The sequence below is a fragment of the Brachybacterium atlanticum genome, from assembly GCF_025669985.1.
Classification (GTDB): Bacteria; Actinomycetota; Actinomycetes; order Actinomycetales; family Dermabacteraceae; genus Brachybacterium; species Brachybacterium conglomeratum.
This window is the reverse complement of the sequence record NZ_JAKJJW010000008.1, coordinates 39668-52392: the sequence shown is the minus strand read 5'-3', so window position 1 is coordinate 52392 and position 12725 is coordinate 39668. Positions and strand designations below refer to the sequence as shown.

10 protein-coding genes and 1 tRNA gene are annotated in these 12725 nt (G+C 70.6%); 2 read left to right on the top strand and 9 right to left on the bottom strand.

The features are described from left to right. Positions 1-37: 37 nt before the first annotated feature. From rpoB to L3K22_RS05675, 8 genes are all read right to left on the bottom strand, one after another. Positions 38-3526 (bottom strand): DNA-directed RNA polymerase subunit beta, encoded by a 3489-nt coding sequence (gene rpoB, locus L3K22_RS05710; protein WP_263310547.1) that lies wholly within the window; start codon positions 3524-3526, stop codon positions 38-40. A gap of 584 nt (positions 3527-4110) precedes the next feature. Next, on the bottom strand, positions 4111-4500 hold the full coding sequence (gene rplL / locus L3K22_RS05705; RefSeq protein WP_062947591.1) for a 50S ribosomal protein L7/L12: 390 nt from the start codon (positions 4498-4500) through the stop codon (positions 4111-4113). Between the two features lie 146 nt (positions 4501-4646). Beyond that, on the bottom strand, positions 4647-5165 hold the full coding sequence (gene rplJ / locus L3K22_RS05700; RefSeq protein WP_263310546.1) for a 50S ribosomal protein L10: 519 nt from the start codon (positions 5163-5165) through the stop codon (positions 4647-4649). Between the two features lie 778 nt (positions 5166-5943). Beyond that, positions 5944-6663 (bottom strand): 50S ribosomal protein L1, encoded by a 720-nt coding sequence (gene rplA, locus L3K22_RS05695; RefSeq protein ID WP_263310545.1) that lies wholly within the window; start codon positions 6661-6663, stop codon positions 5944-5946. Positions 6664-6668: 5 nt separating this feature from the next. Then, a complete protein-coding gene (gene rplK, locus L3K22_RS05690) occupies positions 6669-7100 on the bottom strand; it encodes a 50S ribosomal protein L11 (RefSeq protein ID WP_010550349.1) in 432 nt (143 codons plus the stop codon). Between the two features lie 262 nt (positions 7101-7362). Then, entirely contained in the window at positions 7363-8298 is a 936-nt protein-coding gene (nusG, locus tag L3K22_RS05685; RefSeq protein ID WP_263310544.1) for a transcription termination/antitermination protein NusG, read from the bottom strand. Between the two features lie 76 nt (positions 8299-8374). Then, the gene (gene secE / locus L3K22_RS05680) at positions 8375-8641 is read right to left on the bottom strand and encodes a preprotein translocase subunit SecE (protein ID WP_263310543.1); all 267 of its coding nucleotides are present in this window, start codon (positions 8639-8641) and stop codon (positions 8375-8377) included. A gap of 62 nt (positions 8642-8703) precedes the next feature. After that, positions 8704-8776, bottom strand: a tRNA-Trp gene (locus L3K22_RS05675). A gap of 221 nt (positions 8777-8997) precedes the next feature. On the opposite strand from L3K22_RS05675, the gene L3K22_RS05670 reads away from it, so the two are divergent. Further along, positions 8998-10224, top strand: coding sequence for a pyridoxal phosphate-dependent aminotransferase (locus tag L3K22_RS05670; protein ID WP_263310542.1), 1227 nt, complete (start codon positions 8998-9000; stop codon positions 10222-10224). Continuing rightward, positions 10221-11270 carry an adenosine deaminase gene (locus tag L3K22_RS05665; RefSeq protein WP_263310541.1) on the top strand — a complete coding sequence of 350 codons (1050 nt, stop codon included), beginning with the start codon at positions 10221-10223 and terminating at the stop codon, positions 11268-11270. Before L3K22_RS05670 ends, L3K22_RS05665 begins: the two co-directional genes overlap by 4 nt. A gap of 110 nt (positions 11271-11380) precedes the next feature. Here L3K22_RS05665 and galK read toward each other — a convergent pair whose 3' ends face one another. Continuing rightward, positions 11381-12622, bottom strand: a complete 1242-nt coding sequence (galK, locus tag L3K22_RS05660; RefSeq protein WP_263310540.1) for a galactokinase — start codon at positions 12620-12622, stop codon at positions 11381-11383. Between the last annotated feature and the right edge of the window lie 103 nt (positions 12623-12725).

Sequence of the window (12725 nt, the reverse complement as noted above, 5' to 3'; positions counted from 1 at the left end):
GCGGCGCGGCCGACGGGACCTCCCGGTCCCCCGTCCGTCAGACCTCTTCGATGGAGCCGACGCCCTCGTGGGGCCGGCGGGACAGGTCGATGCCGAGCTCCTCCGCGGCGCGGAAGACCTCCTCGTCGCTCTCCTGGACCTCCTGGGCGGTGCCGTCGCTGGACAGCACCTCCACGTTCAGGCACAGCGACTGCATCTCCTTGAGCAGCACGCGGAAGGACTCCGGGATCCCGGGCTCGGGGATGTTCTCGCCCTTGACGATCGCCTCGTACACCTTCACGCGGCCCGAGATGTCGTCGGACTTGATGGTCAGCAGCTCCTGCAGGGCGTAGGCGGCGCCGTAGGCCTCCAGGGCCCACACCTCCATCTCGCCGAAGCGCTGGCCGCCGAACTGGGCCTTACCGCCCAGCGGCTGCTGCGTGATCATCGAGTACGGACCGGTCGAGCGGGCGTGCAGCTTGTCGTCCACCAGGTGGTGGAGCTTCAGCATGTACATGTAGCCCACGGAGATCGGGTCCGGGAACGGCTCGCCGGAGCGGCCGTCGAACAGGCGCGCCTTGCCGTTCTCCTTGACCATCCGCTCGCCGTCGCGGTTGGGCAGGTGGTTGGCGATCAGGCCGGTGACCTCGTCGGCGGTGAGGCCGTCGAAGACCGGGACCGCGACCGGGGTGCCGGGCTCGCCGTGCAGCGCGGCCTCGGGCAGGTCCGCGGCGGTCGGGTCCTCGGGATCGAGCTCCCAGCCGGACTTCGCGACCCAGCCGAGGTGGGTCTCCATGACCTGGCCGATGTTCATTCGGCCGGGCACGCCCATCGGGTTGAGGATGATGTCGATCGGGGTGCCGTCCTCCAGGAACGGCATGTCCTCGACCGGCAGGATCTTCGCGATGACGCCCTTGTTGCCGTGACGGCCGGCGAGCTTGTCGCCGTCGGTGATCTTGCGCTTCTGGGCCACGTAGACGCGGACCATCTCGTTGACGCCGGTGGGGAGGATGTCCCCGTCCTCGTCGTCGGTGAAGACGCGCACGCCGATGACGGTGCCGGACTCGCCGTGCGGGACGCGCAGCGAGGTGTCGCGCACCTCACGGGCCTTCTCGCCGAAGATCGCGCGCAGCAGGCGCTCCTCCGGGGTCAGCTCGGTCTCGCCCTTCGGCGTCACCTTGCCGACCAGGATGTCGCCCGGCTCGACCTCGGCGCCGATGCGGATGATGCCGCGCTCGTCGAGATCGGCCAGCACGTCGTCGCCGACGTTCGGGATGTCCCGGGTGATCTCCTCCTTGCCGAGCTTGGTGTCGCGGGCGTCGACCTCGTGCTCCTCGATGTGGATCGAGGTGAGGACGTCGTCCTGGACCATGCGCGAGGACAGGATGATGCCGTCCTCGTAGTTGTGACCCTCCCAGGACATGAACGCGACCAGCAGGTTCTTGCCGATGGCGAGCTCGCCCTGGTCGGTCGAGGGGCCGTCGGCCAGGATGGAGCCGGCCTCGACGCGGTCGCCCTCGTCGAAGAGGACGCGCTGGTTGTAGGAGTTGCCGGCGTTGGAGCGCTGGAACTTCCCGATCGGGTAGGTCTGACGGGTGCCGTCGTCGGCCATGACCATGATGAGGTCCGCCGAGAGCTCCTCGATGACGCCGCCCTTCTGCGCGACGACGACGTCGCCCGCGTCCACCGCGGCGCGACGCTCCATGCCGGTGCCGACCAGCGGCATCTCGGAGCGGAGCAGCGGCACGGCCTGGCGCTGCATGTTCGAGCCCATGAGCGCACGGTTGGCGTCGTCGTGCTCGAGGAAGGGGATCATCGCGGTCGCGACGGAGACCATCTGACGTGCGGAGACGTCCATGTAGTGCACGTCCGAGATCGGCACGAGGTCGGGCTCGCCGCCGGGGAGGCGCACGAGCACCTCGTCGGCGAGGAAGTGGCCGTCCTCGTCGATCTTCGCGTTCGCCTGGGCGATGATGTGGCGATCCTCGTCGTCCGCGGTGAGGTAGACGATCTCGTCGGTCACCACGGAGTCGACGACCTTGCGGTACGGGGTCTCCACGAAGCCGAAGGGGTTGATGCGGGCGAAGGTCGCCAGCGAGCCGATCAGGCCGATGTTCGGGCCCTCGGGGGTCTCGATCGGGCACATGCGGCCGTAGTGGCTCGGGTGGACGTCACGGACCTCCATGCCCGCACGGTCGCGGGAGAGGCCGCCCGGGCCCAGCGCCGAGAGGCGACGCTTGTGGGTCAGGCCCGACAGCGGGTTGTTCTGGTCCATGAACTGCGAGAGCTGGGAGGTTCCGAAGAACTCCTTGATCGCCGCGGTGACCGGACGGATGTTGATCAGCGTCAGCGGGGTGATCGCCTCGACGTCCTGCGTGGTCATGCGCTCGCGGACGACGCGCTCCATGCGGGACAGGCCCGTGCGGACCTGGTTCTGGATCAGCTCGCCGACGGCGCGGATGCGACGGTTGCCGAAGTGGTCGATGTCGTCGGTCTCGACGCGCACCGGACGGTCGTCGACGCTCGTGTACTCGGAGACGCCGTCGTGCAGGGCGACGATGTACTTGATGGTCGCGACGATGTCCTGCAGGCGCAGGGTCGACTCGGAGAGGCTGCCCTCGAGGCCGAGCTTCTTGCCGATCTTGTAGCGGCCGACCTTCGCCAGGTCGTAGCGCTTGGCGTTGAAGTAGAGGTTGTTCAGCATCGCCTCGCCCGCATCGCGCGTGGGCGGCTCGCCCGGACGCTGCTTGCGGTAGATGTCGATGAGGGCCTCGTCCTGGGAGGCGATGCGGTCCTTCTCGAGGGTGGAGCGCATCGACTCGAACTCGCCGAACTCCTCGAGGATGTCGCTGTGGGACATGCCGAGGGCCTGCAGCAGGGTCGTGACGGACTGCTTGCGCTTGCGGTCGATGCGCACGCCGACCTGGTCGCGCTTGTCGACCTCGAACTCGAGCCAGGCGCCGCGCGAGGGGATGACCTTGGCGGAGAAGATGTGCTTGTCCGAGGTCTTGTCGATCGACTCCTCGAAGTACACGCCCGGTGAGCGGACGAGCTGCGAGACGACGACGCGCTCGGTGCCGTTGATGATGAAGGTGCCCTTGTCGGTCATGAGCGGGAACTCGCCCATGAAGACCGTCTGGGTCTTGATCTCGCCGGTCTCGTTGTTCATGAACTCCGCGATGACGTACAGCGGAGCCGCGTAGGTGAGGTCCTTCTCCTTGCACTCCTCGACCGTGTACTTCGGGTCGTCGAAGGTGTGGTCGCGGAACGACAGCGACATGTTGCCGGCGAAGTCCTCGATCGGGGAGATCTCCTCGAGGATGTCCGCGAGACCGGAGGTCTGCGGCACGTCCTCACGGCCGGCGGCGGCGGCCTCGGCCGCACGCTCCTGCCAGCGCTCGTTGCCCAGCAACCAGTCGAACGAGGTGGTCTGCAGACTCAGCAGATCCGGGACCTCGAGAGGGTCGCCGAGCTTCGCGAAGGTGACGCGAGGGGAGGCGGTGCGAAGTGCGATGTCGGTGGTGCGATCGGTGCTCGAGGCAGCCAAAGGGGGGTCCTTCCACAGGCCGATGACGGAATCCCAGGCGCGGCGAACACCCGTCAGGAAGTGGAGAGAACGGCGTCGAGGTCAATCGACGGAACCCACGGGAGACGCGCAGCGCAAGGACCGAGCATACACAAAATCGCGGATGGAGACAAGGCCCCCGGAAGGGCTCCTCCATCCGCGTCGGCCGCTATATGCCTGGCGCGGGGTTCTCGTCGGCGCGTCCTGCCCGTCTGTCTCGACCGGCCCGGCGGTGTCCTCACACCGGGCGCATGCGGCAGGATCAGCCCCGTACGGGAAAAATTGTGGACGGAAATCGTCCCGCAGTCAAGCAGACGGGGCCCGTGGCGGGGTGTCGGGCCATGTCAGAGGCGGATCCTCGGAGCCTCGCGCAGGGATCGTGCCGGCGCTGCGCCCCGATGCCGCAGGGTCGAGAGCCGGCCGAGCGCGGGCCCGGATTGTGCCCGTGCGCGCCGCTCCCCCGCTGCGGACATGCGGAAGGGCCGCCCCGCGCGATGCGGGACGGCCCTTCCAGGGGCAGTGCGACTGCCGTCAGGTGAGGCGCACGCCGGGGCGTGCGCCGGAGATCACTTGACGGAGACGGTCGCGCCGGCCTCCTCGAGCTTCGCCTTGGCGGCCTCGGCGTCCTCCTGCTTGACACCCTCGAGGACGGGCTTGGGGGCCTCGTCGACGAGCGCCTTGGCCTCCTTCAGACCGAGGGAGGTCAGGCCGCGCACCTCCTTGATGACGGCGATCTTCGCGGAGCCGGCCGACTCGAGGATGACGTCGAACTCGGTCTTCTCCTCCTCGGCGGCGGCCTCGCCACCACCGGCGGCGGGAGCGGCACCGGCGACGGCCACGGGGGCGGCGGCGGTGACGTCGAAGACGTCCTCGAACTGCTTCACGAACTCGGAGAGCTCGATGAGGGACATCTCCTTGAAAGCTTCGATGAGCTCGTCGTTGCTGAGCTTCGCCATGAGGGCGTTCCTTCCTGTAGGCGGGACCTGCGTCCCTGCGGTGTTGAGCGGCGCTCACGCGCCGGGTCTTGCGATCCGGATGCTCCGACGGGGCAGCCGGGGGACAGCGCTGTGGCTGTGGTGCGGAAGCCGGTGAGCCGGGAGGCTCAGGCGGCTTCCTGCTTGGCCCGCAGCGCGTCCACGGTGCGCGCCGTCTTGGACAGCGGTGCAGCGAACACTGCGGCGGCCTTGGACATCGACGCCTTCATGGCGCCGGCGGCCTTGGCCAGCAGGACCTCGCGGGACTCGAGGTCCGCGAGCTTCTGGACGTCCTCCTGCGAGAGCAGCTTGCCCTCGAAGTAGCCGGACTTGACCACGAGGTTCTCGTGGGTCTTGGCGAAGTCACGCAGAGCCTTCGCAGGCTCCACCGGCTCGCCCTTGATGAAGGCGATCGCGGTCGGCCCGCTGAGCGTGCCGTCGAACACGTCGATGCCGGCCTCGCGGGCGGCGATCTCCGTGAGCGTGTTCTTCACCACGGCGTAGGTCGTCTCGGAACCCAGCGCACGACGGAGCTCCTTGAGCTCCCCCACGCTGAGCCCGCGATACTCGGTGATGACGGCGGCGTCGGACTCACGGAACATGTCCGCGATCTCCGCGACGGCGTCCACCTTCTCGGGATTCGCCATGGCCCTCCTTCCAGAGGTCTCTCGCCACCGGGTGAAGGGCCCTGGAACGGAAAAAGGCCTCGACACGCAGGTGTCGAGGCCAGCACGCACGATCCGGCTCCCCGGGAGCAGCTGCTCCTCGGAGGGCGCGACCGTGCGGGTCGCGTTCGTTCACCTGCGCAGGCCGTCCCGTGGGGACTTCTTCGGTCGCTCTCCGGGTGGAGGGCGACGACCGGCGGTCTTCGGTAGGTCCAGAGTAGTGCAGGGACGGGTGTGCGCGCCACGGTGCGGGCGGCGGTCTCCGTCACAGTTCGGCGACGAGCGGCGGGCGCCGGGTGGTGGGCGGCGGGCGCCGAGAGCTGCGCGGCTCGAGGCGCCCGGCGGCGGGAGGCCGTCGTCCTGCCCACTGCGGGACCGGGTTCACCCGATGCTCAGCCCTCTGCGTTCTCTCCCCCAGCGGCACCGGATCTCCGGACCGCGCAGCCCTCGGCGCACTTGTTCGACGAGAAGTACCAGCGAAGCGGTACCGGACGTCGATCAACTCCCTTGCCGGCGGCGATGCGCCCCGCGACGTGGCCGGTGACTGACTTGATCGACGGGAGGTACCAGTGAAGCGGTACCGGACGTCGAACAACCCGACAACCGGGGCGGCCCCGCGCATTTGTTCGACGGGACGTACCAGCAAAGCGGTACCGGGCGTCGAACAACTCCCTGCCAGTGGCGATGCGTCCCGCACAGCACGGCGCCCCGCCCACCTGAGCGGTGGGCGGGGCGCCGAGATGCGAGGATTCGAGGAGGCTCAGGCCTCGTCGGTGTCCTCGAGGAGGTTGCGGGTGCGGTTCACGTCGACCGGGATGCCGGGGCCCATGGTGGTGGACACGGTGATCTTCGTGATGTAGCGCCCCTTGGACGCGGACGGCTTGAGACGGAGGATCTCGTCCAGCGCCGCGACGTAGTTCTCGACGAGCTGCTTGTCGGTGAAGGAGACCTTGCCGACGATGTAGTGCAGGTTCGCCGCACGGTCGGTGCGGAACTCGATCTTGCCGCCCTTGATGTCGTTCACGGCCTTGGTGACGTCCATGGTCACGGTGCCGGTCTTGGGGTTCGGCATGAGGCCGCGGGGGCCGAGCACGCGGCCCAGCTTGCCGACCTTGCCCATCAGGTTCGGGGTGGCAACGGCCGCGTCGAAGTCGGTCCAGCCGCCGGCGACCTTCTCGATCAGGTCGTCGTCGCCGACCTCGTCGGCGCCCGCCGCGAGAGCGGCCTCGGCCTGCGCGCCGGACGCGAAGACGATGACGCGCGCGGTCTTGCCGGTGCCGTTGGGCAGGTTGACGGTGCCGCGCACCATCTGGTCCGCCTTGCGGGGGTCGACGCCGAGACGCATCGAGACCTCGACGGAGGCGTCGAACTTCGCCGGGCTGGACTTCTGCGCGAGGCGCAGGGCGTCCAGCGGGGAGTAGGTGCGGCCCTCTTCGATCAGAGCGGCGCCGTTCTTGTAAGCCTTGCTACGGAATGCCATCGTTCTCAGCCCTCCACCGTGATGCCCATGGAACGAGCGGTGCCCTCGACGATCTTCGCCGCGGCCTCGATGTCGTTCGCGTTCAGATCAGGCATCTTGGTCTCCGCGATCTCGCGGACCTGAGCCTGGGTGATCTTGCCGACCTTGTCGGTGTGCGGGACGGCCGAGCCCTTCTGGAGGCCGGCGGCCTTCTTGATGAGCTCCGCCGCCGGCGGGGTCTTCGTGATGAAGGTGAACGAGCGGTCCTCGTAGACCGTGATCTCGACGGGGATGATGTTGCCACGCTGATCGGCAGTGCGATCGTTGTAGGCCTTCACGAACTCCATCATGTTCACGCCGGCAGCGCCGAGCGCGGGACCCACGGGCGGCGCAGGGGTGGCCTGGCCGGCCTGGATCTGGAGCTTGATGATGCTCGCGATCTTCTTCTTGGGAGCCATTGCTCTTCCTTACTGTGGTGTGGTCCGGGCGGAGCTCATCACGCGCTCCTCCCACTGCAGGAGCCGCGCCCCGAGGGGCACGGATCCGGGATGCGACGTTACCTGCACGTCGCGGCGGCGTCGACCTCGATCAGGCGTGATCTCGGTCGTACTCCCCACCGGGGAGCCCGTCCGGCCGGAGCCGGGCGCGCCGCGGGGATTCGGGGCGGACGCGGGCGAGGGGCCGCGCGTCCGAGGGCCCGCACGAGGCGGACCGGGCTGCTCAGATCTTGGCGACCTGGTCGAAGCCGAGCTCGACCGGGGTCTCGCGGCCGAAGATCGACACGAGCACCTGCAGCTTCTGGGCCTCGGCGTGGATCTCGGAGATCGTGGCCGGCATGGTCTCGAAGGGGCCGTCCATGACGGTGACGGACTCGCCGACCTGGAAGTCGGGGACCTTCTGCGCGGCCGCGGGCTTCGAGGAGGAGCCGGACGAGCCGGAGGAGCGCTTCTTCTCGGGCAGGCCGACGGACGGCGCGAGCATCGAGAAGATCTCGTCGAAGGTGAGCGGGGTGGGCTCGGTCGCGTTGCCGACGAAGCCGGTCACGCCGGGGGTGTCGCGCACGACGCGCCAGGACTCGGTGGTCAGGTCCATGCGCACCAGCACGTAGCCGGGGATGCGCACGCGGCGGACGATCTTCTTCTGGCCGTTCTTGACCTCGGTCGCGTCCTCCATCGGGACCTGGACCTCGAAGATGAACTCCTCCATGTCCATGGTCTCGGTGCGCGTGGCGAGCTGGGTCTTCACGCGGTTCTCGTGCCCGGAGTAGGAGTGGATGACGTACCACTCGCCGAGCGCGGAGCGCAGGTGCATGCGCAGCTGCTGGACCGGGTCCTCCTCGGGCTCCTCGGCCGCGGGGGCGTCCTCGGCGGCCGGGGCCTCGTCGGCGTCGGCCGACTCGTCGGTGTCGGCAGGCTCGTCGGAGTCGTCGGTGTCGGCAGGCTCGTCGGCCTCGTCGACGGGCGCCTCGGCGCTCTCGTCCCCGGCCGGCGCGTCGTCGTCGGAGAGCTCCACGTCGAGCTCGGCGTCCTCGGCCGCGGTCTCCTCGGCGGCGACGTCCTCGCCCGCGGCATGGCCGGTCGGGGCCGAGGCGGAGAAGGAGAGGGTGTCGTCGACGTCGTCGAAGGACTCGTCGGGGGTAGAGGTCGTCTCGCTCATCGGCGGGAACCTGCCTTCCTGGCTGCGGTGGACTGGTCGGTCACAGGGCTGTGCGAGGTGCGGATCAGGCGCCCGCTCACACGTCGGGGACCGTGAAGGCGATCCGCGAGATCCAGCTGAAGGCCGCGTCGAGCCCGAAGATCAGCAGGATCATGAAGGCGACGAACAGCAGCACCGTGATCGAGTACAGGACCAGCTCGCGCCTGCTGGGGACGACCACCTTGCGCAGCTCGGCGATCACCTGACGGATGAACAGACCGACGGCCAGGAACGGGTTCTTCGACCCGGAGCCCTGGACGTCACCGGTGCGCGGTGCCGACGGGGCGTTCTGGCTGGAGTTCACAGGGAGCTATCCGATCTCGTCGAGGTCATCCGCATCCGGCCGGGTGACCCCGGCCGGACCGGCAGGGCAGACAGGGCTCGAACCTGCAACCTGCGGTTTTGGAGACCGCTGCGCTACCAATTGCGCCACTGCCCTTCACGGGGACGAGCCCCGCGCGGTCGTCTCGCCCGGTCCCGGGACGTGCCCGGAGAAGCCTGAGCGATTCTGACCAGCGACCAGCATACAAGCCGATGGGGACTCGTGCGAATCGACCCGGATCACGTCACATTCCGGCGCCTCGGGGAGTCCCGGCGCGCCCCCGTTCCCGAGGGACGTCCATCCTGGCGGCGCGGGGCGAGCTCTGCCACGATAGTCGGGTGACCACCGACGACGCACGCACTCCCGCCTCCCGTTCCCGCATCTCGCAGCGCATCGGCGCGATCGAGCCCTCCGCGACCCTCGCGGTCGACGCGACCGCCAAGGCGCTCAAGGCCGCCGGTCGACCCGTCATCGGCTTCGGCGCCGGAGAGCCGGACTTCCCCACCCCCGCGCACATCGTGGACGCCGCCGTGGAGGCCGCGCGCGATCCGCGCAACCACCGCTACTCCGCGACCGCCGGCCTGCCCGAGCTGCGCGAGGCCCTCGCCGCGTCGGTCTCGGCCACGACGTCGCTCGAGATCGAACCGGCCCAGGTGCTGGTGACCAACGGCGGCAAGCAGGCCGTGTTCCAGGCCTTCGCGACCGTGCTGGACCCGGGGGACGAGGTGCTGCTGCCCGCCCCGTACTGGACCACCTACCCCGAGGCGATCCGCCAGTCCGGCGCGGCCGAGGTCCCCGTCCTGGCCGGCGCCGACCAGGGCTACGTCCCCACGGTCGCGCAGCTCGAGGCCGCCCGCACCGACCGCACCCGAGCCCTGGTGCTGTGCTCCCCCTCGAACCCGACCGGCGCGGTGCTCTCCCCCGAGCAGGTCGAGGAGATCGGCCGCTGGGCGCTCGAGCACGGGCTGTGGGTGATCACCGACGAGATCTACCAGTCCCTCACCTACGGCGACATGCCCTTCACCTCGGTGCTGAAGGCCGTCCCCGAGCTCGCCGACACCACGATCCTGCTCGGCGGCGTGGCGAAGTCCTTCGCGATGACCGGCTGGCGAGTGGGCTGGATGGTGGGTCCCCTCGACGTCATCAAGGCGACCTCGAACCTGCAGTCCCATCTCACCTCCCACGTCAACAACATCGCCCAGCGGGCGGCGCTCGCGGCGCTGACGGGGCCGAAGGAGCCCGTCGAGGAGATGCGCCTCGCCTTCGACCGGCGTCGGCAGCTGATCGTCGAGAAGCTCTCCGCGATCGACGGCTTCACCGTGCCGACGCCCACCGGCGCGTTCTACGTCTTCCCCGACGTCTCGCAGCTGCTGGGCCGGGAGATCCGCGGCCGGAAGGTGATCACCTCGACCGAGCTCGCGACCGTGATCCTCGAGGAGGCGGAGGTCGCCGCCGTGCCGGGCGAGGCCTTCGGCGCCCCCGGCCACCTGCGCTTCTCCTACGCCCTCGGGGACGAGGACATCGTCGAGGGCATCGACCGGGTGGCCGCGCTCCTGGCGGGATGAGCCCCTCCCCCGCCGGATCGGGCCGCGACCTGCGGACCCTGCCCAAGGCGCATCTGCACCTGCACTTCACGGGCTCGATGCGTCCGACGACGCTGTGGGAGCTGGCCGCGGAGCGGGGCATGCGACTGCCCCGCTCCCTCATCGACGATGTGGCGCTGCAGGTCGAGGCCGACCGGCGCGGATGGTTCCGCTTCCAGCGCCAGTACGACACCGCCCGCGCGGTCGTCGACTCGGAGTCGGCGATGCGGCGCCTGCTCCACGAGGCGGTGGAGGACGACGCCGCCGAGGGCTCGGGCCGGCTCGAGCTGCAGGTGGACCCGACCAGCTATGCGCCCTTCGTCGGCGGGATCACCCCCGCCGTCGAGATCGTCCTGGACCAGGCCGAGCGCTCCGAGACGGAGACCGGGGTCAGCGTCGGGATCGTGGTGGCCGCCTCCCGCACCCGGCATCCGCTGGACGCGCGCACCCTGGCCCGGCTCGCTGCGCGCAGCGCCGGCCGGGTGATCGGCTTCGGGCTCTCCAACGACGAGCGGCGCGGTGACACCGAGGACTTCGCCCCCGCCTTCCGCATCGCGCGGGAGGCCGGGCTGCTGTCGGTGCCGCACGGCGGGGAGCTGCTGGGGCCCGCGCACGTGCGGGAGGTCGTCGAGCACCTGCGTCCGGACAGGCTGGGCCACGGGGTGCGCGCCGCCGAGGACCCGCAGCTGCTGGAGCAGGTGGTGGCAGCCGGGATCGGGTTCGAGCTCTGCCCGGCCTCGAACGCCTCCCTCGGGGTGCTCGAGCACGCCGAGGACGTGCCGCTGCGCCGGCTGATCGAGGCCGGGGCGCAGATCGCGCTCGGCGCCGACGACCCGCTGCTGTTCGGCTCCCGGCTGCTGGACCAGTACGAGACCGCGCGGCGGATCGGGCTGGACGACGCCGAGCTCGCCGACCTCGCCGCCTCCTCGATCCGTCTCTCGGCCGCTCCCGCACCGGTCCGCTCCCGGCTCCTCGCGGGGGTGCGGGACTGGCTCGCGGCCCCCGCGCCGGGCGACGCGACGCGCTGACGACGGTGCCGCACGGGCGGCGGGGAGGCACCGGCGACGGCGTCGCGCGGACAGCGGGGAGGCGCCGACGGCGGCAGGACGTCGTCAGCCGGTGCTTCCGGCGTCGCGGCTCAGCGGTCCTGTCCGGCGCCCTCCGAGGGCAGGGCCAGGAAGAACTCCGGCGCGGTGAAGCCGGCGGCCTCGAAGGCGGCGGCGATCGCCTCGGCGACCTGCTGCGCCTGCTCCGCCTCCACCAGCGCGATGGTCGAGCCGCCGAAGCCGCCGCCGGTCATGCGGGCGCCGTGCGCACCGGCCTCGCGGGCGGTGTCCACGGCGAGGTCGAGCTGCGGGACCGTCACCTCGTAGTCCTCGCGCAGCGAGTCGTGGGAGGCGTTCAGCAGCGCGCCGAGCTCCGTGACGTGCGCGCGCACCGTCCCGGCGGCGAGCAGCGCGTCGAACTCCTGCACGCGCTGGATCTCGGTGATCACGTGGCGGGCGCGGCGGCGCACGACCTCGTCGTCGATGCTCGCCAGGAGCTCCTCGAGCCGGGCCGGGTCGGCGTCGCGCAGCGTCGGCACGCCGAGCGAGTCGGCGGCGCGCTCGCTGTCGGCGCGGCGCGCCGTGTACTCCCCGTCGACATGGGAGTGCTCGGCACGGGTGTCGGTGATGAGCAGGGCGAGGCCCTGGGAGGCGAGGTCCCACGGCACCGCGCGGGTGGAGAAGTCGCGGCAGTCCAGGAACAGAGCGTGTCCCTCGCGGGAGAGGACCGACGCGGACTGGTCGAGCCCGCCCGTGGAGGCGCCGGCGAAGTCGGTCTCGGCGGTGATCGCGGCGCGCACCCGCTCCAGCGGCGTGGTGCCCAGGGTCAGCAGCGACTCGATCGCCTCGGCGGCGGCGCACTCGAGCGCGGCCGAGCTGGACAGGCCTGCGCCGAGCGGGACCTGCCCGTCGATGAGGATGTCCATGCCCTGGGTGACGGCGCCGGAGATGAAGGGGCGCAGCGCCCAGAGCACGCCGGCGACGTAGGCGGGCCAGCCCTCGACCGCGCCGGGCTCGAGCGCGGCCGCGTCGAGGTCGAGCTCGAGGTCGTCCTGGGCGGAGCGCAGACGCACCCGCGAGGTGGGGGTGCGGGCGGCGGCGGCGAAGCAGCGGTGCGAGATCGCCATCGGCAGGCAGAGGCCGTCCTGGTAGTCGACGTGCTCGCCGATGATGTTGACGCGGCCCGGCGCGGACCAGACGCCGTCGGGCGCGTAGCCGAAGGACTGCTCGAACCTCTCGGCGGCGCGGTCGGCGGCCGCGGAGCGCTCCGGTGCGGCCGAGAGCACCGCTCCCTGCGAGGCGGGAGCGGTCCGGGAGTCAGCGGCAGCGGTCATCGGGAAGGGTCCTTCCGGGACGGGGCGAGGGCACGACGGAGCCCACCGGCCGACCGGTAGGGCGCCGGTGAGTCTATCCGTCTCGTGGCCACCGGCGGCAACA

What these genes read in the sequence shown, in the direction of transcription:
- rplL (WP_062947591.1), bottom strand. Translation starts at nt 4,500, where the DNA reads ATGGCGAAGCTCAGCAACGACGAGCTCATCGAAGCTTTCAAGGAGATG.
- rplJ (WP_263310546.1), bottom strand. Translation starts at nt 5,165, where the DNA reads ATGGCGAATCCCGAGAAGGTGGACGCCGTCGCGGAGATCGCGGACATG.
- rplA (WP_263310545.1), bottom strand. Translation starts at nt 6,663, where the DNA reads ATGGCATTCCGTAGCAAGGCTTACAAGAACGGCGCCGCTCTGATCGAA.
- rplK (WP_010550349.1), bottom strand. Translation starts at nt 7,100, where the DNA reads ATGGCTCCCAAGAAGAAGATCGCGAGCATCATCAAGCTCCAGATCCAG.
- nusG (WP_263310544.1), bottom strand. Translation starts at nt 8,298, where the DNA reads ATGAGCGAGACGACCTCTACCCCCGACGAGTCCTTCGACGACGTCGAC.
- L3K22_RS05665 (WP_263310541.1), top strand. Translation starts at nt 10,221, where the DNA reads ATGAGCCCCTCCCCCGCCGGATCGGGCCGCGACCTGCGGACCCTGCCC.
- galK (WP_263310540.1), bottom strand. Translation starts at nt 12,622, where the DNA reads ATGACCGCTGCCGCTGACTCCCGGACCGCTCCCGCCTCGCAGGGAGCG.